Origin of the sequence: Novosphingobium olei, from assembly GCF_012927405.1 — a bacterium.
GTDB lineage: Bacteria > Pseudomonadota > Alphaproteobacteria > Sphingomonadales > Sphingomonadaceae > Novosphingobium > Novosphingobium olei.
On the sequence record NZ_JABBGM010000013.1, the window covers coordinates 1 to 25,358 of the forward strand.

The 25,358-nt window shown below is 65.7% G+C and carries 26 protein-coding genes, 1 tRNA gene and 1 pseudogene; 18 read left to right on the forward strand and 10 right to left on the reverse strand.

All coding sequences use genetic code 11. The annotated features are described in order from the left end of the window. On the forward strand, window positions 1-255 hold a 255-nt coding region (locus HHL27_RS22225; protein ID WP_206069720.1), incomplete at its 5' end, for a hypothetical protein. Window positions 256-504: 249 nt separating this feature from the next. Here HHL27_RS22225 and HHL27_RS19030 read toward each other — a convergent pair. Then, window positions 505-581 (reverse strand) — tRNA-Arg (locus HHL27_RS19030). Between the two features lie 256 nt (window positions 582-837). Between HHL27_RS19030 and HHL27_RS19035 the strand changes: the two genes are divergently transcribed. Both HHL27_RS19035 and HHL27_RS19040 read left to right on the forward strand, forming a co-directional pair. Beyond that, a complete protein-coding gene (locus HHL27_RS19035) occupies window positions 838-1,155 on the forward strand; it encodes a hypothetical protein (RefSeq protein ID WP_169494982.1) in 318 nt (105 codons plus the stop codon). Between the two features lie 69 nt (window positions 1,156-1,224). Then, entirely contained in the window at window positions 1,225-1,734 is a 510-nt protein-coding gene (locus HHL27_RS19040) for an MmcB family DNA repair protein (protein WP_169494983.1), read from the forward strand. 7 nt (window positions 1,735-1,741) lie between these two features. On the opposite strand, the gene HHL27_RS19045 is transcribed toward HHL27_RS19040, so the two are convergent. Beyond that, on the reverse strand, window positions 1,742-2,320 hold the full coding sequence (locus HHL27_RS19045; RefSeq protein ID WP_169494984.1) for a TMEM165/GDT1 family protein: 579 nt from the start codon (window positions 2,318-2,320) through the stop codon (window positions 1,742-1,744). A gap of 345 nt (window positions 2,321-2,665) precedes the next feature. On the opposite strand from HHL27_RS19045, the gene HHL27_RS19050 reads away from it, so the two are divergent. After that, window positions 2,666-4,060, forward strand: a complete 1,395-nt coding sequence (locus HHL27_RS19050) for an alginate export family protein (RefSeq protein ID WP_169494985.1) — start codon at window positions 2,666-2,668, stop codon at window positions 4,058-4,060. Between the two features lie 13 nt (window positions 4,061-4,073). On the opposite strand, the gene ggt is transcribed toward HHL27_RS19050, so the two are convergent. Both ggt and HHL27_RS19060 read right to left on the reverse strand, forming a co-directional pair. Continuing rightward, the gene (gene ggt, locus HHL27_RS19055) at window positions 4,074-5,849 is read right to left on the reverse strand and encodes a gamma-glutamyltransferase (RefSeq protein WP_169494986.1); all 1,776 of its coding nucleotides are present in this window, start codon (window positions 5,847-5,849) and stop codon (window positions 4,074-4,076) included. Window positions 5,850-5,859: 10 nt separating this feature from the next. Then, on the reverse strand, window positions 5,860-6,891 hold the full coding sequence (locus HHL27_RS19060; protein ID WP_169495070.1) for a quinone-dependent dihydroorotate dehydrogenase: 1,032 nt from the start codon (window positions 6,889-6,891) through the stop codon (window positions 5,860-5,862). Window positions 6,892-7,251: 360 nt separating this feature from the next. On the opposite strand from HHL27_RS19060, the gene HHL27_RS19065 reads away from it, so the two are divergent. The 13 genes and pseudogenes from HHL27_RS19065 (at window position 7,252) to HHL27_RS19125 (ending at window position 17,760) form a co-directional block, all read left to right on the forward strand. Beyond that, window positions 7,252-8,229 carry a helix-turn-helix transcriptional regulator gene (locus HHL27_RS19065; protein WP_169494987.1) on the forward strand — a complete coding sequence of 326 codons (978 nt, stop codon included), beginning with the start codon at window positions 7,252-7,254 and terminating at the stop codon, window positions 8,227-8,229. 123 nt (window positions 8,230-8,352) lie between these two features. Next, window positions 8,353-8,787, forward strand: coding sequence for an SUF system Fe-S cluster assembly regulator (locus HHL27_RS19070; protein WP_169494988.1), 435 nt, complete (start codon window positions 8,353-8,355; stop codon window positions 8,785-8,787). After that, entirely contained in the window at window positions 8,784-10,280 is a 1,497-nt protein-coding gene (gene sufB, locus HHL27_RS19075) for a Fe-S cluster assembly protein SufB (RefSeq protein ID WP_169494989.1), read from the forward strand. Before HHL27_RS19070 ends, sufB begins: the two co-directional genes overlap by 4 nt. Further along, window positions 10,280-11,224, forward strand: coding sequence for a hypothetical protein (locus tag HHL27_RS19080; protein ID WP_169494990.1), 945 nt, complete (start codon window positions 10,280-10,282; stop codon window positions 11,222-11,224). Before sufB ends, HHL27_RS19080 begins: the two co-directional genes overlap by 1 nt. After that, window positions 11,224-11,700 (forward strand): DUF559 domain-containing protein, encoded by a 477-nt coding sequence (locus tag HHL27_RS19085; RefSeq protein ID WP_169494991.1) that lies wholly within the window; start codon window positions 11,224-11,226, stop codon window positions 11,698-11,700. Before HHL27_RS19080 ends, HHL27_RS19085 begins: the two co-directional genes overlap by 1 nt. Before the next feature lie 28 nt (window positions 11,701-11,728). Then, the gene (locus HHL27_RS19090) at window positions 11,729-12,106 is read left to right on the forward strand and encodes a hypothetical protein (protein WP_206069721.1); all 378 of its coding nucleotides are present in this window, start codon (window positions 11,729-11,731) and stop codon (window positions 12,104-12,106) included. A 46-nt stretch (window positions 12,107-12,152) separates the two neighbouring features. Then, window positions 12,153-12,836: pseudogene (gene sufC, locus HHL27_RS19095) on the forward strand (Fe-S cluster assembly ATPase SufC); the annotation flags it as partial. Continuing rightward, the gene (locus tag HHL27_RS19100; protein WP_169494993.1) at window positions 12,833-13,567 is read left to right on the forward strand and encodes a SufD family Fe-S cluster assembly protein; all 735 of its coding nucleotides are present in this window, start codon (window positions 12,833-12,835) and stop codon (window positions 13,565-13,567) included. The pseudogene sufC and the gene HHL27_RS19100, both read left to right, overlap by 4 nt. Next, a complete protein-coding gene (locus HHL27_RS19105; RefSeq protein ID WP_169494994.1) occupies window positions 13,567-14,790 on the forward strand; it encodes a cysteine desulfurase in 1,224 nt (407 codons plus the stop codon). Before HHL27_RS19100 ends, HHL27_RS19105 begins: the two co-directional genes overlap by 1 nt. Next, entirely contained in the window at window positions 14,787-15,281 is a 495-nt protein-coding gene (locus HHL27_RS19110) for an SUF system Fe-S cluster assembly protein (RefSeq protein ID WP_169494995.1), read from the forward strand. The genes HHL27_RS19105 and HHL27_RS19110 overlap by 4 nt, the downstream gene beginning before the upstream one ends. Before the next feature lie 24 nt (window positions 15,282-15,305). Then, window positions 15,306-15,671: a HesB/IscA family protein gene (locus HHL27_RS19115; RefSeq protein ID WP_169494996.1), complete on the forward strand. Its 366-nt coding sequence runs from the start codon at window positions 15,306-15,308 to the stop codon at window positions 15,669-15,671. A 10-nt stretch (window positions 15,672-15,681) separates the two neighbouring features. Further along, entirely contained in the window at window positions 15,682-16,344 is a 663-nt protein-coding gene (locus HHL27_RS19120) for a CerR family C-terminal domain-containing protein (protein WP_169494997.1), read from the forward strand. A gap of 72 nt (window positions 16,345-16,416) precedes the next feature. Next, window positions 16,417-17,760, forward strand: a complete 1,344-nt coding sequence (locus HHL27_RS19125; protein ID WP_169494998.1) for an oxygenase MpaB family protein — start codon at window positions 16,417-16,419, stop codon at window positions 17,758-17,760. Between the two features lie 7 nt (window positions 17,761-17,767). Here the strand turns inward: HHL27_RS19125 and HHL27_RS19130 are convergent, their stop codons facing one another. The 5 genes from HHL27_RS19130 to HHL27_RS19150 all read right to left on the reverse strand — a co-directional run bounded on the left by HHL27_RS19130 (window position 17,768) and on the right by HHL27_RS19150 (window position 23,679). Beyond that, window positions 17,768-18,715: a hypothetical protein gene (locus HHL27_RS19130; RefSeq protein ID WP_169494999.1), complete on the reverse strand. Its 948-nt coding sequence runs from the start codon at window positions 18,713-18,715 to the stop codon at window positions 17,768-17,770. 79 nt (window positions 18,716-18,794) lie between these two features. Further along, window positions 18,795-19,214, reverse strand: coding sequence for a 6,7-dimethyl-8-ribityllumazine synthase (ribH, locus tag HHL27_RS19135; protein WP_169495000.1), 420 nt, complete (start codon window positions 19,212-19,214; stop codon window positions 18,795-18,797). A 7-nt stretch (window positions 19,215-19,221) separates the two neighbouring features. Further along, window positions 19,222-20,499, reverse strand: a complete 1,278-nt coding sequence (gene ribB / locus HHL27_RS19140; RefSeq protein ID WP_169495001.1) for a 3,4-dihydroxy-2-butanone-4-phosphate synthase — start codon at window positions 20,497-20,499, stop codon at window positions 19,222-19,224. 153 nt (window positions 20,500-20,652) lie between these two features. After that, the gene (gene thrS, locus HHL27_RS19145) at window positions 20,653-22,644 is read right to left on the reverse strand and encodes a threonine--tRNA ligase (protein WP_169495002.1); all 1,992 of its coding nucleotides are present in this window, start codon (window positions 22,642-22,644) and stop codon (window positions 20,653-20,655) included. Between the two features lie 261 nt (window positions 22,645-22,905). Then, window positions 22,906-23,679, reverse strand: a complete 774-nt coding sequence (locus HHL27_RS19150; RefSeq protein WP_169495003.1) for a glucose 1-dehydrogenase — start codon at window positions 23,677-23,679, stop codon at window positions 22,906-22,908. A gap of 104 nt (window positions 23,680-23,783) precedes the next feature. Between HHL27_RS19150 and HHL27_RS19155 the strand changes: the two genes are divergently transcribed. After that, a complete protein-coding gene (locus tag HHL27_RS19155) occupies window positions 23,784-24,560 on the forward strand; it encodes a HesA/MoeB/ThiF family protein (protein ID WP_169495004.1) in 777 nt (258 codons plus the stop codon). A 2-nt stretch (window positions 24,561-24,562) separates the two neighbouring features. Here the strand turns inward: HHL27_RS19155 and HHL27_RS19160 are convergent, their stop codons facing one another. Continuing rightward, the gene (locus HHL27_RS19160) at window positions 24,563-25,273 is read right to left on the reverse strand and encodes an NAD-dependent deacylase (protein WP_169495005.1); all 711 of its coding nucleotides are present in this window, start codon (window positions 25,271-25,273) and stop codon (window positions 24,563-24,565) included. Window positions 25,274-25,358: the final 85 nt, after the last annotated feature.

Here is a 25,358-nt window from a genome sequence, read left to right on the forward strand (position 1 = left end):
TCGCTGTATTGCTGCTCGGACGGCGTGCGTGGTCGTGGCGCACCCATGACGTATCTGTCCCATACGGCTTCCTTCCATTCCAACGAAAGGATCGCACCATCAAACCGTGGGATCAAACACCTAGCCATAGGCCGATTGAGACGCCCGGCAGATCATCAAGTGCGGCACATTGACGAAAAACGTCTGCGCCGGAACCCGCGTATCGGCCACCTGGGCATGGCGAAAGTTATGCAGAATGCTGCACCTGCAAAGTGACAATCCGACCGCCTAAACCCATGGACTATCCTGCTGCGGGAGCAGCATCACGAGTGCCCTGGCGCATTTCGTTGGGCGGTTGGGATCAGGATGAAGGCTTGGACCATTGGGCCTGCGCCTTGATGCTTGCGACACCGCTTCGCAAAGGTGTGGCGACGATGCAATCCGGTACAGGATTTACGCTCGCGCAGTTGCGGAGCCTTGCGCATCAGATGCGGTGACCGAGCTGCTATGATCTTTGAGGGGTTTTGGCGCACCCGACAGGATTCGAACCTGTGGCCTTTGCCTTCGGAGGGCAACGCTCTATCCAGCTGAGCTACGGGTGCTTGGTCGGGGTCCACTAGCAGCGGATCGATTAAGGTGCCAGCCCCATCGCACGTGTTTCTCTGCAATGATCCACGTCAGAATCCTTATACGCGCTGAGGCTTAGTTATTTGGAAGGCAGGCCTCTGGTACCATGCCGCCATGGCGAGCGCATTTCATTCGCAGGAGCGGTCATCCGCCCACGCTTCGGCACGATCGGCAGGCCTGCCTGGTTCTGGCCGGGCTGATTTTGGCAGCGGGGCCGGATCGGCGCTTTCGATGAAATGGGCGGCGCTTCACGACGCGGCGGCGGTGGTTGCCTCGCTTGCTGGTCACCCGCCCGAAGCCCGCAAGGCAGAGATTCGCAATTTTCCTGCTCTTGCCCGCGATGCCGGCGGTTGGCGCTACGACGAGGCCCGTCGCGGGGTCGACGATCTCGCCGCGATGATGGAGCCGGGGCTTTCTGCCCTGCTCGCCGTTCATGCCCGTGGCCTGTCCGCTGCTCCGGCGGCCCATGCGCTATGGCAGGAGTTCGTTGCAGCAAGGGCGGTGCTGCTCGAACTTGTACCTCCGCAAGGTTTGAAGCGACTCGGCTGAACACTTCCGTGTCCAGGCTTATGGCGGGACTGCTTTACGTGTTCTCTCTATGTTCTTATGCTAGGCGCCATGTCCGAATCACCGGAACTTGTCGCGCTTGATCTCTCTGCATCGGACACCTTTGCGGACGCCCGCTCGGTCGCGCGAGGCATCTGTCGGTTGTTCGCGCGCAATGACATCTGGTGCCTTACTGAAATGCCGCTGCGGTCAGGCCGTCGCGCGGACCTGATGGGAATCGACGCGAAGGGGCGAATTGTCATCGTCGAGATCAAGGTCAGTCGGGCCGATCTCCTCGGGGACGCAAAATGGCCTGACTATCTCGAGCATTGCGACCGGTTCTACTGGGGTCTCGCCCCCCACCTCGATCGCGCGTGCCTGGATGACGCCGCGTTCCTGCCCCACGCCTGCGGAGTGATCGTCGGCGATGGCTATGATGCGGAGATCGTGCGACCGGCACCGTCGCTGCCGCTGGCGGCGGCGCGGCGGAAGGCGGAGGTGGAACGGCTGGCGCGCGCATCGCTGCGCCGCCAGCTCGTCGGGATGGATGCACATTGCGCCGCTTGGGGCGAAGGGCTGTAAGGCTTGGTCAGAGAATTCCGGCGGTACGCGCCAGCAGCCACAGGCCGAGACCCACGAATAGCAATGCGGCGACGATCCTCACGGCCTTGAGCGGCACGCGACGCAGCAATGCCTCGCCGAGGAACACAGCCGGTACGTTGGCCAGCATCATGCCGAGCGTGGTGCCCATCGTGACCGCAATCGCATCATGATACTGCGCCCCCAGCGCAATGGTAGCAACCTGCGTCTTGTCGCCAATCTCAACCACGAAGAAGGCAACAAGGGTCGTGAGAAACGGACCGAAGCGCGATGGCTTCGGGCTTTCGTCATCGTCCATCTTGTCGGGCACCAGCGTCCATAGCCCCATGGCGATGAAGCCGGCGGCGACGGCATAGCGGAAGGCGGGCCCGTCCATGAACCCGGCGACTGTCGCGCCAAGAAGTGCGGCAAGGAAATGATTGGCGATGGTCGCGCCGAGGATGCCCGCTACGATCGGCCAGGGTTTGCGGAAGCGGGCGGCTAGAATGATTGCGAGCAGCTGCGTCTTGTCGCCGATTTCCGCGAGTGCGACGACAGCGGTCGAGGTGGTCAGGGCTTCGAGAATCATGGGCTTTCCACGGGGCCGGGCGAACCAGTCGAGACAAACGACAACCGCGCCCTTCCGCCCGGCCGGACGAAAAGCGCCGTTGCCATTGGTCTCGCCCAAAGCCTGCCGCAGGTCCGGCGTGCTTTGCCTGCGCCATGGCCTCTCGGCCAAGCATGTTGACGCATCGGGATCCGCTGGCTGCGCGGACGGCTACTCCCCAAGTGACGGACAGGGCCATAGGCAAGGTCCGAACGGACGGCAAGTCCTCCTTTGCACATGCGGATATAGCTGCCATAGGCCGCCGCGCGGCGCCGAACCGGCACCCCACGCGGGGACCGGGTGTCGCACCTTTGCAGGAGAACGACTGTGACCAACAGAGTTGTCCTGTCCGCGCTTGTCGTGGCAGGCCTGACCGCGAGCCCCGCTTTGGCAAGGCAGGCGCCGTTGACGCACTTCTTGGGTGCGACCGATGATCTTCAGATCAGCGCTTCGGTCCGCACCCGCCTTGAAGGCATCGACAACCAGTTCCGCGCTGCTGGTCCGGATGCGGATTCGATGCTTTCGATCCGCACGGACGTTGCTGCAGAATATGACGCTGGACCTGTGCGGTTCGGAGCCGAGGTCATCGATAGCCGGGCCTACCTGCAGCGGTCGAACTCAACGGCCGGAACCGGTGAAGTCAACACCTTCGAACCCGTCCAGGCTTTCGTGCGATTCGAACTCGGTGACCATGGTTCGGGCGCTTTCGGCAAGGGTGCGAAGGCGGGGCACGGACTGCTGACCCTTGGTCGCTTCACCATGGACATCGGTGGTCGTCGCCTCGTTGCGCGCAATCGCTTTCGCAACACGACCAATGCTTTCACCGGCGTCGAGGGCGATTGGACCACGGCAGGTGGCGTGCGCGCGATCGGCTTCTGGACGATGCCCCAGATCCGCTTGCCCGATGCCGCGGTGGAAATCGCCGACAACAAGGTCAGGCTCGACCGCGAATCAACCGACCTGCAGTTCTTCGGCGGCGATGTCACCGTCCCGGGAATGTTTGGCGGCTCGGTCGAAGGCTATGCGTTTCGTCTCGTCGAGCGAGATCGTCCTGATCTGCCAACCCGCAATCGTCGCCTCTGGACGATCGGCACCAGGCTCTTTGCCAAGCCGGCCAAGAGCAGATTCGATCATGATTTCGAGCTGGCGTGGCAGGGCGGCAAGGCGCGCCGCTCTGCTTTGATCGCCGATGTCACTGACCTCAAAGTGTCGGCCTGGCTGGTCCATGCGGAAGCGGGCTACACATTCGAAGGCAAATGGTCGCCGCGCGTGTCCGGGCTGTTTGATGCGGCGAGCGGCGATTCGGGCCGTGTCGGGGCATATCGCCGTTTCGACACGCTGTTCGGAGCGCGCCGTTCGGAGTTTGGGCCGACCGGATTGTTCGGCGCGCTGCAGCGCTCGAACATCATTTCGCCCGGCTTGCGAGGTGAGGCGAGCCCGTTTGCGCGGCTCGAGCTGATGACCGCAGCACGGATTGCCTGGGCCGAGAACGTGCATGATACGTTTGCCACGACCGGCGTGCGCGATGCGAGCGGAGCTTCTGGGCGCTACGCCGCCGCGCAGATCGAAGGTCGCATTCGCTACGCGATCGTTCCTGGCCTGCTGCAGTCGGAAGTGGGTGCCGTCGCCCTGTTCAAGGGCCGCCTGCTGCGCGACGCACCAAACGGGCGCGCCAACGGCAACACGCTTTACGGCTATTGGGATCTGACGCTCAGCCTGTAGGCAAGGCGTTACGCTACTGTGCGACCGCCGCTCCTTCGCTGCGCGGATCGGCTGCGCCCATCCAGCGATCGCCCACGCGGACGATGGCGTTGGTCTTCAGCGGCATTTCGATCGGCATCACCTTCACGTGGCCGAGTGCAACGAGCGCGGGCACCATCTGTTCAAGCGAGGAGCCCTTCTCGACGAAGACCGTCTCACCACCGGGCGCAAACAGGACCGGCAGGGCAATCGCGCGCCCTACGGGCAACCCCCAGTCAAGCACGCCGATGATCGTCTTGATCACCTGGACGGGAATCGTCGCACCCCCGGCGGCACCAACCGCCATCACGAGCTTGCCATCGGGGCCATAGATCAGTGTCGGTGCCATCGAGCTGCGCGGACGCTTGCCCGCCTCTACACGATTGGCCGTGGCCAGACCGTCCTTGTCGGGCACGATGTTGAAGTCGGTGAGCTCGTTGTTGAGGAAGTAGCCATTGACCACCAGGCCCGAGCCGAACGCGCTCTCGATTGTCGAGGTGTAGCTGATCGCGTTGCCCTTCGTGTCGATGACCACGAAGTGCGAGGTGCCATGTTCTTCTTGCGGCGGCGCCGGCGCAAGGCGCGCCGTCGGCTGGGGCGGTGTGCCGGCCGCGACGGACGGCATTGTTGCCGAAGCCGATATCAGCGCGGATCGCTGGGCAAGATAGGTGGGATCGGTCAACCCCTGAACCGGCACCGACACGAAACCGGGATCGGCGAGGTAACGGTCGCGGTCGGCATAGGCGAGACGCTCCGATTCGGCGAGCAAGTGCCATGCGACCGGATTGTCTGGCCCCAGCGCCTTGAGATCGAACCGTTCGAGCTGCTTGAGCACGGCATAGACGGTCGTGGCGCCCGAAGACGGCGGGCCCATGCCGCAGATGCGCCAGACGCGATACTGGCCGCACACCGGGGCACGCGCTACGGCTTGGTAGCTGGCGATGTCCGCGGTCGTCATCGGTGCCGGGTTGCGCGGCGCCGTGCCGACCTTGGCCGCGATCGTGGTGGCATTGTCACCGGCATAGAAGGCGGATGCGCCGCGTGCGGAAACGGTCTCTAGGAAATCGGCGAGCGCGGGGTTCCGGACCAGCGTGCCGACCGGCTTGGGTTTGCCATCCTCGCCGTAATACAGCGCCTTTCCAGCGGGATCGAGCGCACCGGTGCCGGGAAAGCGCGAAAGCATCATATACAGCCGCGGCGTGACGACGAAACCTTCGCGCGCCAGCCGGATCGCGGGCTGAAACAGGGTGCGCCACGCGATCAAGCCGTGCCTTTCGTGCGCAAGCGCCACGAGCCGGAGCGACCCCGGCACGCCGACGCTGCGGCCGCCCGGAATTGCCTCGCCGATCGGGAGCGGCTTGTCGCCGACGTAGAACCACTTGGGGTTTGCAGCTGCTGGCGCGACTTCACGGCCATCGATCGTTTCGACATTGCCAGCTGCATCGCCAGAGACGAGGAAGCCGCCTCCGCCGATGCCCGAACTCTGCGGTTCGACCACCGTCAGCGCGAGCATGGTGGCGATCGCCGCGTCGGTTGCAGATCCGCCAAGCCGCAGCATCTGCGCGCCAGCATCGGCCGCGCGCGGATCGGCAGCCGAGACAAGGCCGCGTTCTCCGACCGTCACGCTGTCTGCCTGGCCGGCCACCGGTGGGACGGCAGGCGCCGCCACCAGCTCGAACGGCGATTGGGCCGGCATGGCGCAGGCGGCAAGGGCGGCGGTTGCAGCTAGGGGCGCGAGCCGGGCGAACGCATAGGGCAGTCGAGGCGTCATGGCGCGCACGCTATGCGCTGCCGACGGCCTCGGCAATGCTGGTAAGGCCTTCGGCGCGCACCCTTTCTGCCAGGCCGCGAACGATCCTGCGGGCAAGGCCTGGTCCTTCATAGACCATCGCGCTGTAGATCTGGACCAGGCTGGCGCCTGCGCGGATGCGTTCCCAGGCATCGTCCACGGTTGCTATTCCGCCCACGCCAATTAGCGGAATTTGCCCGCCGCTCGCCAAGCGGAAGTCACGCAAGCGTTCCAGGGCCAGCGATTTGAGCGGAGCACCGGACAGCCCCCCGGTTTCGCTGCCAAGCGGCGAGCGAAGGCCCGGACGGGAGATCGTCGTGTTGGAAACGATCAGTGCATCCAGCCGCTTGTCGAGCGCGATCCTGCAGATGGCATCGATGTCGCTGCGGGCAAGATCGGGGGCGAGCTTCAGGAAGATGGGCGTGGGATGCGCCGCACGCGCCTCGATCACCGCGTCAAGCAGTTCGCCAAGCGCGCTTTCGTCCTGCAACGCCCGAAGCCCCGGCGTATTGGGCGAGGAGATGTTGACAGTAAGATAGTTGGCAAGCGGCGCCATGATTCGCGTCATCTGCGCGTAATCAGCCACTCGGTCGGGTGAATCCTTGTTGGCGCCAATGTTTGCGCCGAGCATGCCGGGCCGCCCTTGGCGCCGCCCAAGGCGTCCGGCGACCGCTTGCGCACCGTCGTTGTTGAAGCCCATCCGATTGATCACTGCGCGGTCTTCGACGAGGCGGAACAGGCGCGGCTTGGGATTGCCTTCCTGCGGGCGTGGCGTAACCGTGCCGATCTCCACGAAGCCGAAGCCGAGGTCGAACAATTCGTCGGCGACCTCGGCATTCTTGTCGAACCCGGGTGCCAGTCCAACCGGATTGGGAAAAACGAGCCCCGCAACGCGCTGCGCCAGCGCGGGCTCAGGCGGGGCAGGGCGGCCCATCGGCAATGTCTTGAGCGCAGAAATTGTCAGGCGATGCGCAGGCTCGGCGGGAAGGCGGAAAAGCAACGGCCTGACGGCTTGGTAAAGCATCCTGAGCGGGATCCATCGAGCTTGGAAGAGGTGTTCGACGCTATCGCTGTTGCGCTGCACCACGCCAAGACCGTTTTGTTGCCATTTGAGTGCATAATGTCTTGGCTTGCGAGATTTCGCGAACCCTGTTGCACGTGCGCAACCGATTTTGTCGAATCCGTACAATTCTCGAATCGGTCCTTGCCTTAGTACGGCCCTGCGACCCGAAGGGCTCGGTGCAGCGATGTATCGGGTTCTCGACTTTAGGGCGGCCGTGCCCCTGGCGCGGCCGCCTTTTTTTCCTTTCCCTGTCGGGCATTGGCTTGACAGCCGCTTCGTATTGCCGATTTGTTCGCGCAAATGGGGCGCAATACGACAACCATGGACCATCAGGAGCGCGATCGGGCCGAGGCTTTCGAGCGGCGCCGAGCCGAATTGGCACGTCGTCCGCTAACCAGCGCTGCGCTTATCAAGCTTGAATACATCCCGGTGCCCGAACCGCTGGCGCCGTTCATTACGACCTTCTTCCACTTCACTTGCGATGAGCAGCTCATCTCGGACCTGCGTCCGGCGAGCGCCGGCCTGCTCATCTTCTTTCTGCGCGGGCATGGCGAACTGTTCGTCCGCGACGGGACGATCGACGCTAGCCATCCGGCAAGCCTCGTTACGCCGCTTTCGGCGGCCGCGCCGATCCTGGTCGACGGTCCCTGGCACGTGTTTGGCGCGGCAATCAGCCCGCTCGGCTGGGGTGCGCTGACCGCCGGCCTTTCGGCGGCCGAGCACGCCAACCGCCTGCTTGATGCCGGCAGCGTGATCGATCCATCGCTGACCAAATTCGCGCATGACCTTGCCGCACGTTACAATGCAACCGGCGATACGCCCGGGCTTTCTGGAGATGAGATGGCGGAGCTTGCGTCCGCCGTGCTTCAGCCTTTGCTCCGACCTGTGCCGGCAGCGCACGTGCGGCTGATCGGTATCGTGGCTGAATGGCTGGGCGGTGCACTTTCCCCGATGGTGGAAGATCTGGCGTCGCGCTCGCCATATTCGCCTCGGCAGCTTCAGCGCCTTGTCGACCAGTATTTCGGACTGCCGCCCAAGCAGCTTGCGCGAAAGTATCGCGCCTTGCGAGCCGCAGCGCTGCTCGGTCATCCTGACACGCCGCCGGATCAGATCGCCGCCGTCGAAGAGCAGTTCTACGACCAGTCGCATATGATCCGGGAATTGCGCCTCTTTGCCGGGCGGACCCCCGCACGGTTGGGCGCGCCCGACGCGCCCGTCCTTTCGGCTCTGCTCGACTTGCGCAATTTCCAGGAAGTGAGCCCCAGCTTCGCGGCTTTGCCGGACGGCTTCGGCGCCTGACTCAAAGGGCAGGGGGCATCTTGCCTGCCGCGGCTTGCCATTGAAGGGCGCGGGGACTACATAACTGGAACGATCTGGTCCAAGTTTGACCGCCCGTCCGATTCTCAGCGGATTGCCTGAACGATGCGTCTATCCAGCATGGCCGACTACGCCGTCGTGGCGATGTGTGCCGCCGCGCGTCATTGTGGCCAGGCGCGGATCAACGCGCCCCGGCTGGCCGAGGAAACCGGCCTGCCGCTGCCCACCGTGCAGAAGCTTGTCAGCAAGCTGTCGGCCGCGGGATTGTTGAAGTCGGTTCGTGGTTTGGGTGGTGGCCTCAAGCTTGCCCGTCCCGCTGCGGCAATTACCCTTGCCGACATTGTCGAGGCGGTCGAAGGACCAATCGCGCTTGCCACCTGTTCCACGCATGGACGCAGCGATTGCACGCTCGAATCCGCGTGCAGCGTCCGTCCCCACTGGCCTGTCGTCGACGCAACGCTGCGTGGCGCCCTGGCCGGCATTTCGCTGGTGCAGCTTTCGCGGCCCGCCGGTTCGCCCTCGCCTGAGTTGACTTCATGAGCGCCGATATCTCTCCCTCCGCCCTCGATGCCGTTCCGGTCAAGGATCAGGCCGCCCGCGATGCCGCGGCTCGTGTTGCTGAATACGAGCATGGCTGGGCCTCCGACATCGAGCAGGAATACGGACCGAAAGGCTTGTCCGAGGACACCGTCCGCTTCATCTCGGCCAAGAAGAACGAGCCCGAATGGATGCTCGAATGGCGGCTCAAGGCCTATCGCCACTGGCTGACCATGCCCACGCCCGACTGGGCCAAGCTGTCGATCCCGCCGATCGACTACCAGGAAGCCTATTACTGGGCCGCGCCCAAGGCGAAGAAGCAACTCGACAGCCTCGACCAGGTCGATCCCGAGATCCTGCGGGTTTACGAAAAGCTGGGCATCCCGCTCGAGGAGCAGAAGGTCCTCGCCGGCGTGCGCAAGGTCGCCGTCGACGCCGTGTTCGACAGCGTCTCGGTCGCCACGACCTTTCGCAAGGAACTCGAAGCGGCGGGCGTCATCTTCCGCTCGATCAGCGAGGCGATCCGCGAATATCCCGATCTTGTCCGCCGCTGGCTGGGCAAGGTCGTGCCGATGCACGACAACTATTTCGCTGCGTTGAACTGCGCGGTCTTTTCGGACGGCACCTTCGTCTACATCCCCGAAGGCGTGCGCTGCCCGATGGAGCTGTCGACCTATTTTCGCATCAATGCCGAAAATACCGGACAGTTCGAACGCACGCTGATCGTTGCTGAAAAGGGGGCCTACGTCTCCTACCTCGAAGGCTGCACCGCGCCACAGCGCGATGAAAACCAGCTTCACGCCGCGGTTGTCGAACTCGTCGCGCTCGACGATGCCGAGATCAAGTATTCCACCGTCCAGAACTGGTATCCTGGCGATGCCGAGGGCAAGGGCGGCATCTACAACTTCGTGACCAAGCGCGCCCTGTGCCAGGGCGCCCGTTCCAAGGTCAGCTGGACGCAGGTCGAAACGGGTAGCGCGATCACCTGGAAGTATCCCTCGTGCGTCCTCAACGGCGAGGATTCGGTGGGCGAATTCTACTCGGTCGCGGTCACAAACAACCACCAGCAGGCCGATACCGGCACGAAGATGATCCACAACGGCAAGGGATCGCGTTCGACCATCGTGTCCAAGGGGATCAGCGCCGGCAAGTCCAACAACACCTATCGCGGGCTCGTCCGCGTGGCGCCGCAGGCCGAAGGCGTGCGCAACTTCACCCAGTGCGATTCGCTGCTGTTGGGGGCCGACTGCGGCGCGCACACCGTTCCGTATATCGAAGTGCGCAATCCCAGCGCCACGATTGAGCACGAGGCGACGACCAGCAAGATTTCGGACGACCAGCTGTTCTATGCCATGCAGCGCGGACTTGCGCAGGAAGAGGCGGTGGCACTGATCGTCAATGGTTTCGCGCGTGAGGTTCTGCAGCAGCTGCCGATGGAATTCGCGGTTGAGGCACAGAAGCTTCTGGGAATTTCCCTCGAAGGGAGTGTGGGCTGATGTTGCGGCTTTACGGACTGATGCATGTTGCGGACCCTGCCGTTCTCGCCACCGATCCTGCATCGCCCGGTGCGCTCAAGGTCGATGTCTACTTGCGCAACGCGGCTACGCTCGCCGCGTCGGCAAAGGTGGCGGACATGCCCTTTGCGCTCGTCAGCAACGCCGCCGACTGGGTTGCGGCACGGCTTTCCGGACTGGGCCTCAAGGACGCCGCCACAGTGCTGCCGGGTGATTTCGCCCGCGATGTTCCAGGCGGCATCCCTTTTCAGGCGGCTCATTATAAGCTTGACCTGATGTCGATGTTCGCCAGCGGCGAGCTGGGCGACCAGGTTGCGCTGGTCGATCTCGACATGGTCGTGCAGCGCAAGTTCGAATTGCCCGATCCCGACGCGCTGACCGTCTACGACATCTGGCATCACGTCGCGCCGGCCTATGGCGAGGACCGTGTCGGCGTCGATCTCGATCTCTTCGAGGTGCCCGCGGGCAGCCGCCATTGGTTCGGCGGAGAATTCATCGCCGGCAGTCCGGCCCGCTTTGCCGAGTTGTCGGCGGAGATCGAGAAGATCTGGCCGGGCTATGTCGCGGCGCTCGGTACCACGCACCACACCGGCGACGAGATGGTCGTGACCAGCGCGCTGCTGCGTCTTGCGGCGCGGGGCCTGCCTTTGCGCGATGCGGGTGAGTTGGGGCTGGTACAGCGCTGGTGGTCGGCGCGCACGCTGTCGCCGATCCCGCCGCTTTCCCAATCGATCGATGCGGCGATGCTCCATCTTCCGGCCGACAAGGACTATCTTGCCTCTCGCGCCGGACAAGCCTTCGATCCGCGTACTTTTCCTGCCCAGTATAGGGACCATGCCCGCGGCCGGCGCCGCCTTGGCATGGTCAAGAACGTTGTCGATGTCCTGCGCGGACGCGGCAGCCAGCATCTGCCGCAGCTCGCCTGATGAAACAGACCCTTTCCCTTCGCCCCGCCGGCTCAGCGCCCGCTTCGGCCACGCGCTCCAAGCGTGCGATTTCGGCATCCCGGCTCGACCGGATACATGATCTCGCGCGCGAGCAGCGCCGCTATCCGTCAGAGGCGGAAACGGTTCTTGCCGCCGCGCTCGCCGAAGCTTTCCCGACCCTGCTGTTCAAGCGCAAGGCCGTGGCAGGCTCGGTGATCGCCGACTTCCAGTGCCGCCAGCGCCCGCTCGTGCTGATGCTGACGAGCGATTCCGCCAATGCCGATCCCGCCTTGGCCGATCGCGCCGATCGCCAGCTGGCGGAGCAGAAGCTTACCGTTCTGCGCTTCGATCCCGAGGCGGTTGTGGCCGATGTCGCTGCCGTAATCGAACAGGTGCGCGCTGCGGTCACCGCACTCACCCGCCCGCCCCGACCCGTCCGCGCCCCGCGCGCCTTCGCCAGACCGCAGCGGCGCTGAGCGTCGAAAGCGTGATGGCCGACCGATCATGATCCTGCTCGCAACCCTGATGCTCGGCGCGGAAGTCCCCGATGCAGCGCCTGCGCTGACGGCGGTCAAGACGTGCAACCGCGCCGAGATCAAGACGCTGATCAGCGACGAGCCGCATCGCCGCACCGAGTTCGCCGCGGCCGCCTATGCCGAACAGCGCGCCATCGCGCAGGAGCGTGCAACGCTGCTCTCCACAACGCCTTCGGGCGCCAGTGGGCAGGCAACGACGACCACCGCGCTCGCGCAGCTCGATGCCCGGCAGAAGCTGCTGGACGATGCGCGTGCCACCGAAAAGAGCTGGCGCGATCTCTTCGACGAGGTCCGCGCCGATTACCTTGCCAATTGCACCACCGGAAAACGCAATGCTGAAAATTGACAACCTCGCCAACGAAGTCGCCGGCAAGCCCATTCTCAAGGGTCTGTCGCTGACCATCAATGCGGGCGAGATCCACGCGATCATGGGGCCGAACGGCGCGGGCAAGTCGACTCTCGCCTATACGCTTGGCGGGCGGCCGGGCTACGAAGTGACCGGCGGGTCGGTCGATTTCGAGGGCGCAGACCTCTTGGCGATGGAGCCGCACGAACGCGCCGCCGCCGGCCTGTTCCTGGGCTTCCAGTACCCGGTCGAGATCCCCGGCGTGTCCAACGTCCAGTTCCTGCGCGAAGCGCTCAACGCCCAGCGCAAGAGCCGGGGCGAGGCCCCGCTTTCGGGCGGCGAGTTCCTCAAGCTCGCCAAGGAAAAGGCGGGCCTGCTGCGCATGGACATGGAAATGCTCAAGCGCCCGGTGAACGTGGGCTTCTCGGGCGGCGAGAAGAAGCGCGCCGAGATGGTCCAGATGGGCATCCTCGATCCCCGGCTCGCCATCCTCGACGAAACCGATTCCGGGCTCGACATCGATGCGCTGCGCATCTGCGGCGAGGGGATCAACGCGATCATGCGCAAGCCCGACAAGGCCGTCCTGCTGATCACGCACTACCAGCGCCTGCTCGATTACGTGAAGCCGGACTTCGTCCACGTGCTGGTGGGCGGTCGCATCGTGCGGTCGGGCGGGGCCGAGCTGGCGCTCGAACTCGAAGAGAACGGCTACGAGGCCGTCGCCGCATGACCGTGGCCACCCTTCCGACGCGCAGGGACGAGGCCTATCGCTACGCCGACCTTGCCGCGCTCGAAGCGCTCTGGCCGCTGCCCGCCGAGCGCATCGTGCTGGGTGTGGGCGAAGAGGGCGCCAAGGCCATCGTCGTCGATGCGGCAGGACCGCAGGCCCGCGACATCGAGATCGTGCTGGGCGAAGGCGCGAGCTACGACTTGCGCGTGCTCAACGCAGCGCGCGCCTATGGCCGCGTTGCCGTGCGGGTCACGCTGGGCAAGGGCGCAAACTTCCATTTCGGCGCGGCGCAGCTGGCGGGCGGCGACCAGACGCTCGAAATCGTCACCGAAGTGGTCCACGCGGAACCGGACGCGACTTCGCACCAGGTCGTGCGCTCGGTGCTGGCGGGGCACTCCACCGGCACCTACCTCGGCCGCGTCGTGGTCGATCGCGGCGCGATCGGCACCGACGGCGAACAGTCAATCCGCGCGATGCTGCTCGACCGTACCGCCACGGCCAACGCCCGTCCCGAGCTCGAAATCTATGCCGACGACGTCAAGTGTGCCCACGGCTGCGCGGTCGGCGAACTCAGTGCCGAGGGCCTGTTCTATCTGCAATCGCGCGGGCTTCCCCCGGCCGAGGCCAAGAAGCTGATGCTGCAGGCCTTCATCGCCGAAGCCTTCGTCGGCGCGGCCGAGGAAGAACGTCTGACGCAGGCCGCGATCGCCGCGCTGGAGGGCCTGTTGTGATGGCTGCCGCTACCTCCGCTGCCACGCTCACGCGGCTCGACCAGTGGCCCGGCCTCGTCAATGCCGATGGCCAGCGCTGGCACTATCTCGACAGCGCCGCCACCGCGCAGAAGCCGAAGGTCGTGATCGACGCGGTGACCCGCGCGCTGGGTGCCGACTACGCCACGGTCCATCGCGGCGTCTATACCCGCTCGGCGGAGATGACGCTCGGCTACGAAGCCGCGCGCCGCCGCGTCGCCGCCTTGATCGGCGGCGCCGAGCACGAGCTGGTGTTCACCCGTGGCGCAACCGAGGCGATCAACCTCGTCGCGCAGAGCTGGGGCCTCGCCAACCTGAAGCACGGCGATCGCGTGCTGCTCTCGCAGCTCGAACACCATTCGAACATCGTGCCCTGGCAGCTGATCCAGGATCGCACCGGCATTGCCATCGACGTATGCCCGCTGACCGAGGACGGCCGCATCGACCTCGACGCGGCGGAGCGCATCCTGACCCCGGCGCACAAGCTCGTCGCGCTGGCGCACGTGTCCAACGTGCTCGGCTCCGTGCTCGATGCGAAGCGCGCCGTGGCGCTGGCCCACGGCGTCGGCGCGAAGATCCTGCTCGACGGCTGCCAGGCGGTAGCCCGCCTGCCGGTCGATGTCGCCTCGCTCGGCTGCGATTTCTACGCTTTCTCGGCGCACAAGCTCTACGGCCCGACCGGCATCGGCGCGCTCTGGGCCAAGGCCGAGATCCTCGATGGCATGCAGCCTTGGCAGGGCGGCGGTTCGATGATCGACCGCGTCTCGTTCGAACGCACGACGTGGGCACCCGCGCCGCAACGCTTCGAGGCGGGCACGCCGGCCATCGTCGAAGCGATCGGCTTCGGCGTCGCGGCAGAGTTCGTCGCAGGGATCGGGCTCGAGTCCATCCACGCGCACGAAGCCGCGTTGGTGCGTCAGGCGCGTGCAGAGCTCGGCCGGTTCAACTCGGTGCGGCTGTTCGGTCCGGACGACAGCGCAGGCATCGTCAGCTTCGCGATCGATGGCGTGCATCCGCACGATCTCGGCACGATCCTCGACGAGGAGAACGTGGCGATCCGCGCTGGCCACCACTGCGCGCAACCGCTGATGGAGCACCTCGGCGTGCCGGCCACCGCCCGCGCCAGCTTTGGCATCTACAGCGATGAAAGCGACATTGCCGCACTCGTACGCGGCATCGAGAGGACGATGAGGATCTTCGGATGAGCGACGAACCCCGCAAGTTTGCGATCGAGGAAGTGGAAGACGTGGCCGCGCCGCGCCGCGCCTTCGTCGAGGACGCGGTCGAGGAAATGCCCTCGGAGACTGCGGCCCAAAAGCTCGAGCGCAAGCGCGACTATCTCGAAGGCTTCCTCGCCGAAAAGCCGCAGGGCCTTGCCGCGGGCGAGCCGGGCGGGGCGATCTATGAAGGCGTCATCGCCGCGCTGCGCGACATTTTCGACCCCGAGATCCCGGTCAACATCTACGATCTCGGCCTGATCTACGGGGTCGATGTCGGCGAGGACGGCCACGTCGCCGTCACGATGACGCTCACCACGCCGCATTGTCCGGTGGCCGAATCGATGCCCGGCGAAGTCGAACTGCGCGTCTCGGCGGTGCCCGGGGTGCGCGATGCCGAGGTCAACCTCGTCTGGGATCCGCCATGGGACCCGCAGAAGATGAGCGATGAAGCCAAGCTCGAACTGGGAATGCTCTGAACCGCTCCCTATATTGGACCAGCCATGACCGAAGCCACCACCACAGCTCGCCGCCCCCGCCCCGCCGCCGTCGTGCTGACGCCCAGCGCAGAGGCGCGCGTCGCCACGCTGATGGCCAGTGCACCGGAAGGTGCGATCGGCGTAAAGCTGTCGACCCCCCGCCGCGGGTGCTCGGGCCTTGCCTATTCGGTCGACTACGTGACGCAGGCCAACCCGCTCGATGAAAAGATCGAGACCCCCGGCGGGCTGTTCTTCATCGATGCCGCCTCGGTGCTTTACCTCATCGGCAGCACAATGGACTGGCAGGAAGACGATTTTACCGCCGGCTTCGTGTTCCAGAACCCCAATGCCAAGGGCTCCTGCGGATGCGGGGAAAGCTTCACTGTCTGAGGTTGCGCAGATGACCGGCGGCGCGCCGGCGGCAGGACGTCGCGGCGGCTACCGCAAGGGCGAGGAATCGCGCCAGCGCATTCTCGAAGTGGCCATTGCTGAATTTGGCCGCGTCGGGTTCGCGGCGGCAACCACCCGGGCCATCGCTCAAGGCGCGGGCGCCACGCTGCCCTCTCTTCAGTATTATTTCGGCGGCAAGGAGGGGCTTTACCGCGCCTGCGCCGAGGAGATCGCGGCGCGCTTCGTCGCAATGACGCAAGCCCCAGCGGAGGCCGCCGCGCAGGCTCTTCTAGCGGGCGAGACGGATCTGCGCGCTGCGCTCAAGAGCACGATGGCCGCCGTTGCGCGCGCGATGACTGGCGCGGATTCGGCGGGCCTGTGGGGTGCCTTCGTTAGCCGCGAACTGCTTGCCCCCGGCCCTGCTCTCGACGTCATGCTCGAACGGCTGTTCGCCCCCGGGATTGACCTCATCGCGGCGATGATTGCCCGGATCCAGGGGCGCGATGCCGCCGATGAGCCGGCACGCATCCGTGCCATGCTGATGATCGCCAGCCTCACCGCCTTCCAATCGGGGCGTACGGTGGCACTGCGCATTTTCGGCTGGGACGACATCGCCGGCCCCCAGCTCGCCGCGATTACCGCCGCCCTCGATGCCGAGATCGACGCCCTCTAGGGCAGGGACTTGAATTTCTATCGACAGATAGTATTTTAACTCCAGCGGCTGTTCCGATGGAGCGATTTTCCCATGCCAACACCGATTGCAGATCTGCGCGGCAGGATCGAAGCACAGACGACCGACAACCCGGCAATGTACGGCTCCGTCGACTTCGCCATCCGTCCCGAACGCCTGCTGGGTGAAAGCGCCGACGACATCGCCCGCAGCGAACTGCGCGGATACCCCGATGTCGCGGCGCGCCTGCTCGACAACCGCGAGCTGATGGAGCGCATGGCGGCCTACACCTTGATGGGCGATTCCGTGGCCGATCCCTATGCCGCGCTGATTCCCGAACTCGGCTTCAAGCGTCTCGTCGACATGCTCGTCGAGGCTTGCGACAAGGGTGTCGACAAGGTGGAAGGCGCCCCGCCCGAACTCGTGACCTTCATCCGCTCGATGGAGGCAACGCCCGCCTGGGTCGACATGAAGCTGGTAGAGGAAGGTGCGCGGCTGCAGCGCGTTGCCTTCGCCAACTTCGCGCCCTGGGCGATCCGCGGGGCCTTCATCGCCACGTTCATGAACAAGTACGCCGCGCTGCCGATGGCGTTGACCGGCACGCTTTCGAACAAGACCGCCGCCCGCCGGATCAAGGAAACCGCCACTTTCTTCGGCACCTCGGTGCTGCCGGGCGCGCTTCATCGCTTCGGGGCCGGCTTCAAGGCGGCCGCGATGGTGCGGTTGATGCACTCGATGGTGCGCTTCAACGTGCTTTCGCGCGGGCGCTGGGATCAGAAGGTCTACGGCATCCCGATCCCCCAGGTCGATCAGATGCCGGCCGGGCTGATCTCGGACTTCCTCATTTCGTCCAAGGTGATCAAGGAAGGCCGCGAGCACTTCACGCCCGAAGAACGTGCGCAGATCGAGCTGTCACGCTATCGCTGCTTCCTGCTCGGCCTGCCCGAGGACCTTCTCGCGGACACGCCACGCGGCATCGTCGATGCCTGGAACGCCCGCGCGCTGTCGCTGCGCAGCGGCTTCGATGAAGCGACTTGCGGCGGCCTGCTGCGCGCCACGATGGAAGCCGATCTGGTCGATGCCTCCACGCCCGCGGGCAAGATGCGCGATCGGCTCGAGCGCTCCTTCGCCAAGGTCTATTTCATGCAGAACTTCTGTGATGGCAGCGAACGCACCGCCGCGAGCTTCGGCGTTAGGATCCGTCCGATCGACAAGATGCGCGCCGCCGCTGTCGGCCTTACCCTGATGGGGCAGGTTCAGGCTTATGGCGTTGCGGCAAAGACGCCGATCGTTCGCCACCTCGCCGACCGGCGGCTGGTGGGGAAGGTGCGCGGCTACCTAGGCAGCCTCGGCCATGCCGAGTTCACCACCGACGCCACCAAGTACAAGCCGGCGCCGGAACTCAAGCCTGCGGCGTGAGCCGCGGTCAGCCCTCTTCCTGCATGATGAAACGCAACAGCGCCTGCTCCAGCGGGTCGAGCGTGTCGTCGGCGTCAATCTGGGCATCGAGCCACAGCCGCTCGCTGTCGGTCACCTCGAAATCGGCGCGCGCTTCCGCCACCGAGTGCGCCCCGGTTCCGCGTCGCCCGAACCCGGTTCCGCGCAAGCTGGAAAGCAGGCCGTTCGGCGCGGTCTGGACCATGCGGCTGAAAAAGCGGCCGACGTTCGTGGTGCGATCGTCCATGAACGCCTCGAGCTGACCGGCGCGTTCGCGCGTCAGCTGTTCGGGACGCTTCCACCCTTGAAGGAAGTTCGCGACGCCCTGCACGAACAGGCGCTCCCACTCAGGCGCGTTGTTGCCATCCAGCGTCGCGTCCTTGATCCGGAACAGCATCTCCGCCTCGGGCTTGGACACCTGCGCCGGTCCGCTGCCACCTGCGGCAAAGATCACCCGGCGCAGCAGCGCACATTCGCTCGTGGACACCGAACCCGCCGAAAGCGAACCACCCTCGCGCGTCGGTCCGCTGCCGAACACAACCGCGCGCTCGATCTGCGCGAGGGCATAGGCCTTCAACCGATCCGGGCAATTGAGCGCGCGTTCCAGCACGCGCACGATCAGCTCCAGCTCGGTCATCGAATCGAGCCGCCCGTCGTGGTCGATCCGGGCGATCAGCCAGTCGGCGGTACCGGCGTCGACGTAGCCGCGCGGTGCGCAGCCGTTGACCACGAACTCGCCGACCGCCTCGACCACGAAGTCGGTCCATTCGGGCGTATGCTCGCGCACGTGATCGTTGAGCAGCAGGATCGCTTCGGCCTCGTCCGGAGAGATCACCCCGTCCGGCCAGACGACCTGGCGCAGCGCCAGCACTTCCTGCGCATCGATCACCCCATCGGCGACCGCACGCGCGGCGATTTCACGAAAATGATGCGACATCACTGGGCCCGGCTGTCTTCAGTCGCCGGGGTTATGCCTTAGCTGCGGTTAAGGATGTGTTTGGGATGAAGACCGAGGGTCAACCCCAGCGGCGACGCAGCTCGTAAAGGGCAAGCGCAGCCTTGGCTGCTTCTCCGCCCTTGTCCTTTTGCGCAGGGTCGGCGCGGACGATCGCCTGCGCCTCGTTTTCCACGGTGAGAATGCCGTTGCCGATGGCCACGCCATCCATGGTCAAGGCCATGATGCCACGCGCGCTTTCGCCGGCGACAATCTCGAAATGGTAGGTTTCGCCCCGGATCACCACGCCAATGGCGACATAGCCTTCGTACCGCCCGGTCTGGTCGGCGAGTGCAATCGTGCCGGGCACTTCCAGCGCGCCGGGCACCGTCACCACCTCGACGGAATGCCCCGCCGCCTCGAGCGCGTCGCGCGCGCCCGCGATCAGCATGTCGTTGAGGTGATCGTAGAACCGCGCCTCGACAATCAGGAACTGTGCCATTGCTTGCTTACTCTCCGGGAATTTCGTGGTGGCCGACGATGTTCAGGCCATAGCCCTCGATCGCGACGACGTTGCGCGCGGCATGCGAATTGGTCAGCAGTACCATGTCGTGCACGCCCATGTCGGCCAGGATCTGTGCGCCGATGCCATAATTGCGCAAGTCCATCGCCGCCTCCTGCTTGCCGCTGACTTCGGCCGCGAGATGGTCCTGGCTGGGCGCCATCAGCAGCACCGCAAGGCCCGAGCCCACGTTGCCGATCTCGGCCATCGCACGCTGCAGGGTGCGCTTGCGCGGGCCGGGCTGGCCCAGCACGTCCGCCAGGATCGACAGGCTGTGCATGCGCACCAGCGTCGGGCCTGCGGGATCGACCGCGCCCTTCTGCAGCACGAGGTGCATCGTGCCGTCGATCTTGTTGCGATAGGTATGGATCGTCCAGTCGCCACCGTAATCGGAATGGAACGGTGAACGGTCGATGCATTCGACCAGATGATCGTGGCGGCGGCGGTATTCGATCAGGTCGCGGATCGTGCCGATCTTCAGCCCGTGCTTGCGGGCGAACGGCACCAGGTCGTCCATCCGCGCCATCGTGCCGTCTTCCTTCATGATCTCGCAGATCACGCCGGACGGATTGAGGCCGGCAAGGCGGGAAATGTCGACCGCCGCCTCGGTATGCCCTGCGCGCACCAGCACGCCGCCATCGCGCGCGATCAGCGGGAAGACATGGCCCGGGGTGACGATATCGTCGCGAGTCTTGCCGGCGTCGATCGCGACCGAGACGGTGCGTGCGCGGTCGCCGGCCGAGATCCCGGTGGTCACGCCCTCGCGCGCCTCGATCGAGACAGTGAAGGCGGTTTCGTGACGGGTGCCGTTGTTGCGGCTCATCAGGTCGAGCCCGAGCTCCTCGCAGCGGCGGCGGGTCAGCGTCAGGCAGATCAGCCCGCGGCCATGGGTGGCCATGAAGTTTATCGCGTCCGGCGTGGCCATCTGCGCGGGGATGACGAGGTCGCCCTCGTTCTCGCGGTCCTCGTCATCGACGAGGATGAACATCCGCCCGTTGCGCGCTTCCTCGATGATTTCCTCGATCGGTACCAGCGCCGGCGTTTCGTCGCTGTCGTCGAGAAAGCGCTCGAGCTTGGCGAGCGTGTCGGCCGTCGGGTTCCAGTCCGGCTCGGTCATGTCGCGCAACGTGTTGGCATGGAGCCCAGCCGCGCGGGCGAGGCCGGAGCGGGACATGCCGCCATCGATGACGAGGCGGCGCAAACGGGTGATGAGATCGGTAGACATGGCGACGATGTCTCACATCGCAATGTGATAGGCAAGGCGCAAATTTCACATCGGGGCGTCATGCCCACAAGCGACACGACGGAGGGAGACGTCCTGCGCCGCTACCGGCGCCTGTTCGCACAGGCGCCGGCGGGCCAAGACGTCCGAGCAGGCTTACCGCAGGTCCGGCGCCGTCGCTTCGGTCTTCAACAGTGCGATCGCCTCGTCGAGCGAAACGAACTTCTGCTGCTGCTCGCCCAATGTGCGGATGGCGACGGTGCCTTCCTCGGCCTCGCGCTTGCCCACCACCAAAAGGTAGGGGACCTTCTGCAGCGAATGCTCGCGCACCTTGTAGTTGATCTTCTCGTTGCGCAGGTCGCTCTCGACGCGGATGCCCGCCGCCTTGAGCTTGGCCACGGCATCGAGCGCATAGTCGTCTGCATCGGACACGATGGTCGCCACCACCGCCTGTACCGGGGCCAGCCAGGTCGGCAGCTTGCCGGCGAAGTGTTCGATCAGGATGCCGATGAAGCGTTCGTACGATCCGAAGATCGCGCGGTGCAGCATCACCGGGCGGTGCTTTTCGCCGTCCTCGCCGATGTAGCTCGCATCCAGCCGTTCGGGCAGCACGCGGTCCGACTGGATCGTGCCGACCTGCCAGGTGCGGCCGATTGCGTCGGTCAGGTGCCATTCCAGCTTGGGCGCATAGAACGCGCCTTCGCCCGGAAGCTCCTCCCAGCCGTACTGTTCGGTCGCAAGACCGGCGCGGACCACCGCGTCGCGCAGTTCGCTTTCCGCCTTGTCCCACATCTCTTCGCTGCCGAAGCGCTTTTCCGGACGCAGCGCCAGCTTGATCGAATAGGTGAAGCCGAAGTCCTTGTAGATGCGGTCGGCCAGCTCGCAGAACGCCTGCACTTCCGAAACGATCTGGTCCTCGCGGCAGAAGATGTGGGCATCGTCCTGCGTGAACTGGCGCACGCGCATCAGCCCGTGCAGCGCGCCGTGCGGCTCGTTGCGGTGACAGCAGCCGTTTTCATAGAGACGCAGCGGCAGGTCGCGGTACGACTTGATGCCCTGGCGGAAGATCAGCACGTGCGCCGGGCAGTTCATCGGCTTCAGCGCCATCCAGTCCGCATCGTTGGAAACGAGCGGGCCTTCCTCCTCGGTGTTGGGCACTTCGTCGGGGATGACGAACATGTTCTCGCGGTACTTGCCCCAGTGGCCCGATTGCTCCCACTGCCGCGCGTCCATCACCTGCGGGGTCTTCACCTCGCGATAGCCCGCATCGTCGATCGCGCGGCGCATGTAGGCTTCCAGCTCGCGCCACACCTTGTAGCCCTTGGGATGCCAGAACACGCTGCCGTGCGCTTCGGCCTGAAGATGGAACAGGTCCATCTCGTTGCCCAGCTTGCGGTGGTCGCGCTTCGCCGCTTCCTCAAGCCGCGTCAGGTGCGCATCCAATTGCTTCTTGTTGAGCCAGCCGGTGCCGTAGATGCGGCTCAGCATCGCGTTCTTCTGGTCGCCACGCCAGTAGGCGCCGGACACGCGGGTCAGCTTGAACGCCTGCGGATCGAGCTTGCCGGTGCTGGCCAAGTGCGGCCCCCGGCACATGTCGAGCCAGTCGTCGCCCGACCAGTAGACCGTCAGCGCCTCGCCCTCGGGCAGTTCCGCGGCCCATTCGGCCTTGAACGTCTCGCCCTGCTGCTTCCAGCGGCTGATCAGCTGTTCGCGGCTCCACTCCTCGCGGCGCAGCGGCTTGTTGGCGGCGATCAGCTCGCGCATCTTCGCCTCGATCGCGGGCAGGTCCTCGTCGGTGAAGGGCCGGTCCTTCGGCGCAAAGTCGTAGTAGAAGCCGTCGTCGGTGCTCGGCCCGAAGGTGATCTGCGTGCCGGGGAACAGCGCCTGCACCGCTTCGGCCAGCAGGTGGGCAAAGTCGTGGCGGGCAAGGTCGAGCGCGTCGGCTTCGTCCTTCGCCGTCACCAGCGCCAGTTGCGCGTCGGCGGTCAGCGGGCGGGTGATGTCGCGCAGCTCGCCATCGACGCGCGCGGCGATGGCTGCCTTGGCAAGGCCCGGCCCGATCGCCGCGGCGATGTCCGCCGGCGTGGTGCCCGGCGCAACTTCGCGCAGCGAACCATCGGGCAGGGTGATCTTGAGAAGTTCGGACATCGTTACTCTCTGCTCGTTTGCCGCGCTTTGGCACATCGCCGCGCGCGCCGGAAGGGCTGGCGTCAGGGAGAAGCTACGGTCCGGGAAGGTGACGCCGCCTGCCCGAACCGGGCGGCGGCATCGCTGGGCTGCTCAGCCCGAACGACCCCACCCCCGGCGCGCCGGGGTGGTGGTAGTCGTCGTGACGAAAGGCAGGATGCTGCGCATGGACCCATTCCTAGCAGCGAATGCCTGCCGAGTCATTACGCGCTTCGCCTTTCGCTATCCGGCAGTCACGCCGCCATCGACAACCAGTTCGCTGCCGGTCATGAATGCGGACTTGTCGCCCGCCAGGAACACGATGGCATTGGCAATGTCCTGGGGCTGGCCCATGTGGCCGAGCGGATGGATCGCGGTGGCCGCCACCCGCGCCTCGTTCGCGCCGAGACCGGTCAGTCCGGCAAGCCCGTTGACCACCTCGTCGCCCATGCTGGTGTCGATCACGCCGGGATGCACCGAGTTCACCCGGATCTTCTGCGGCGCAAGCTCCAGCGCCGCGCCCTTGGTGAACAGCCGCACCGCGCCCTTGCTGGCGTTGTAGCAGGCCGTGCCCGCCGATCCGACAAGGCCCGCCATCGACGACAGGTTGATCACCGACGCGCCGCCCGACCATTGCCCGGCGCGCTCGGCCAGCAGCGGGATCGCCGCGCGGGTGCCGAGGAACACGCCTTCTACGTTGACGCGGTGCAGTCGCTGCCACTCCGCCAGCGTGGTTTCAACCAGTGGCTTCATCAGGAACAGCCCGGCATTGTTGACCAGGATATCCAGCCCACCGGCCTCGGCGCGCAACCAGTCGGTCGTAGCCGCCCAATCGTCCTCGCTGGTCACGTCCTGCGCGCGGGCGAGTCCGCCGATCTCTGCGGCCAGCGCCTCGGGGGCGGCAAGGTCGGTCACTGCCACTTTTGCGCCTTCCGCTGCCAGCGCCCGCGCCGTGGCCGCGCCGATCCCGCGCGATGCGCCGGTCACCAGCGCAATCCGGCCGTCCAATTCGCCCATGCTCCAATCCCTCTTTCTGGTCTGTTTCGACCAGATTGCGCGCACAGGTCCCGCTTGTCACGCAGCTTTCGCACGGCCGGCAAAGCCAGTAAGGGCAAGGCGCCATGACGCTCTCCCCAGACCGCCTCGATCGTTTCGCCCGCCACATCGTCCTGCCCGAAGTCGGTGGCGCGGGTCAGGCGCGGCTGGTCGAATCCCACGTCGTGCTCGTCGGCATGGGCGGCATCGGCAGCCCGGCGCTGCAGTATCTGGCCGGCGCCGGCATCGGCCGGCTCACCCTGATCGACGACGATGCGGTGGAGGCGAGCAATCTCCAGCGCCAGACGATCTACACCACGGCCGACATCGGCAAGGCCAAGGCCGAAGCCGCCGCCGACTGGGTCCGCCGCTTCGACCCTGCGCTAGACGTCACCGCGCACGTCGCCCGGATCGGTCGCGACAACGCCGCCGCGCTGATCGCCGGGGCCGATGTGGTGCTCGATGGCTGCGACAACTTCGCCACGCGCCTTGCCGTGTCGGACGCGTGCGTTGCCGCCAGCATACCGCTCACCACTGCCGCGCTCGGTCGCTTCCAGGGCCAGGTCGCTAACTTCGCCGGCCACCGCGAAGGGCATGCCTGCTACCGCTGCTTCGTCGGCGATGCCTTCGATGCCGAGGATTGCGATACCTGCGCTGATCAGGGCGTGCTCGGCGCGATGGTCGGCATGGTCGGCGCTTTCGGTGCCATGGCGGCGATGCGCGTCCTGCTCGAAGGCGTCGCCACGCTGGGTGACCCGCAGTGGGGCCAGCTCCACGTGCTCGATGGGCTCAAGCCCGGCCTGCGCTCGATGAAGATCGCGCGCGATCCCGAGTGCCGGGGTTGCAACGGCTCAGCCCGCTAGGCTCAGGCGGATAGCATCTCGTCCACCCAGGCCGGGACGATCTCGCTCGCCGGGCCGAGCCGCGTCTCGTCGAACCAGGCCGATCCTTGCGAGCGTTCGAGATTGAGCTCAAGCGTCCGCGCGCCGAGGTCGCGCGCGGCGCGCACGAACCCGGCCGCTGGATAGACCGCGCCCGACGTGCCGATCGAAACGAACAAGTCCGCTTCTCGCAGCGCGTCGTAGATCTCCTCCATGCGGTAGGGCACTTCGCCGAACCAGACGACGTCGGGCCGCAGCGCCGGTTCGCCGCACGCGGGACAGGGCGGGCGCTCGATCAGCGTCCCGGTCCAGCGGCTGCGGGTGTCGCAGGCGGTGCACCAGGCGTTCAGGTGCTCCCCGTGCATGTGCAGCACGTTCACCGCCCCGCCGCGTTCGTGCAGGTCGTCGACGTTCTGCGTCACGATCAGCACTTCGCCACCGGGCACGCGTCTGGCCCACTCCCGGTCGAGCCGTGCCAGCGCCACGTGGGCCGGATTGGGTTCCTTGGTCTGGATCGCCGCGCGCCGCATGTCGTAGAAGCGCAGCACCAGCTCGGGATCGCGGGCAAAGGCCTCGGGCGTTGCGACGTCCTCCACCCGGTGCTGCTCCCACAGCCCCCCGCCGCCGCGAAAGGTGTCGATGCCGCTTTCGGCGGAAATCCCCGCGCCGGTCAGGATCACGATATTGCGTGTCATCCGTCCAGTCTGCCGCAGGCGTTGCGGGCAGGCGAGTACAAAAAGGGGAAGCGCAACTTACGCAATCTTCCCGATGAGGAAGAAA

Bases quoted from the DNA above. Each gene is read 5' to 3' on its own strand.
- HHL27_RS19035 (WP_169494982.1), top strand. From the start codon at position 838: ATGAAATGGGCGGCGCTTCACGACGCGGCGGCGGTGGTTGCCTCGCTT.
- HHL27_RS19040 (WP_169494983.1), top strand. From the start codon at position 1,225: ATGTCCGAATCACCGGAACTTGTCGCGCTTGATCTCTCTGCATCGGAC.
- HHL27_RS19045 (WP_169494984.1), bottom strand. From the start codon at position 2,320: ATGATTCTCGAAGCCCTGACCACCTCGACCGCTGTCGTCGCACTCGCG.
- ggt (WP_169494986.1), bottom strand. From the start codon at position 5,849: ATGACGCCTCGACTGCCCTATGCGTTCGCCCGGCTCGCGCCCCTAGCT.
- HHL27_RS19060 (WP_169495070.1), bottom strand. From the start codon at position 6,891: ATGCTTTACCAAGCCGTCAGGCCGTTGCTTTTCCGCCTTCCCGCCGAG.
- HHL27_RS19065 (WP_169494987.1), top strand. From the start codon at position 7,252: ATGGACCATCAGGAGCGCGATCGGGCCGAGGCTTTCGAGCGGCGCCGA.
- HHL27_RS19070 (WP_169494988.1), top strand. From the start codon at position 8,353: ATGCGTCTATCCAGCATGGCCGACTACGCCGTCGTGGCGATGTGTGCC.
- sufB (WP_169494989.1), top strand. From the start codon at position 8,784: ATGAGCGCCGATATCTCTCCCTCCGCCCTCGATGCCGTTCCGGTCAAG.
- HHL27_RS19080 (WP_169494990.1), top strand. From the start codon at position 10,280: ATGTTGCGGCTTTACGGACTGATGCATGTTGCGGACCCTGCCGTTCTC.
- HHL27_RS19085 (WP_169494991.1), top strand. From the start codon at position 11,224: ATGAAACAGACCCTTTCCCTTCGCCCCGCCGGCTCAGCGCCCGCTTCG.
- HHL27_RS19090 (WP_206069721.1), top strand. From the start codon at position 11,729: ATGATCCTGCTCGCAACCCTGATGCTCGGCGCGGAAGTCCCCGATGCA.
- HHL27_RS19100 (WP_169494993.1), top strand. From the start codon at position 12,833: ATGACCGTGGCCACCCTTCCGACGCGCAGGGACGAGGCCTATCGCTAC.
- HHL27_RS19105 (WP_169494994.1), top strand. From the start codon at position 13,567: ATGGCTGCCGCTACCTCCGCTGCCACGCTCACGCGGCTCGACCAGTGG.
- HHL27_RS19110 (WP_169494995.1), top strand. From the start codon at position 14,787: ATGAGCGACGAACCCCGCAAGTTTGCGATCGAGGAAGTGGAAGACGTG.
- HHL27_RS19115 (WP_169494996.1), top strand. From the start codon at position 15,306: ATGACCGAAGCCACCACCACAGCTCGCCGCCCCCGCCCCGCCGCCGTC.
- HHL27_RS19120 (WP_169494997.1), top strand. From the start codon at position 15,682: ATGACCGGCGGCGCGCCGGCGGCAGGACGTCGCGGCGGCTACCGCAAG.
- HHL27_RS19125 (WP_169494998.1), top strand. From the start codon at position 16,417: ATGCCAACACCGATTGCAGATCTGCGCGGCAGGATCGAAGCACAGACG.
- HHL27_RS19130 (WP_169494999.1), bottom strand. From the start codon at position 18,715: ATGTCGCATCATTTTCGTGAAATCGCCGCGCGTGCGGTCGCCGATGGG.
- ribH (WP_169495000.1), bottom strand. From the start codon at position 19,214: ATGGCACAGTTCCTGATTGTCGAGGCGCGGTTCTACGATCACCTCAAC.
- ribB (WP_169495001.1), bottom strand. From the start codon at position 20,499: ATGTCTACCGATCTCATCACCCGTTTGCGCCGCCTCGTCATCGATGGC.
- thrS (WP_169495002.1), bottom strand. From the start codon at position 22,644: ATGTCCGAACTTCTCAAGATCACCCTGCCCGATGGTTCGCTGCGCGAA.
- HHL27_RS19150 (WP_169495003.1), bottom strand. From the start codon at position 23,679: ATGGGCGAATTGGACGGCCGGATTGCGCTGGTGACCGGCGCATCGCGC.
- HHL27_RS19155 (WP_169495004.1), top strand. From the start codon at position 23,784: ATGACGCTCTCCCCAGACCGCCTCGATCGTTTCGCCCGCCACATCGTC.
- HHL27_RS19160 (WP_169495005.1), bottom strand. From the start codon at position 25,273: ATGACACGCAATATCGTGATCCTGACCGGCGCGGGGATTTCCGCCGAA.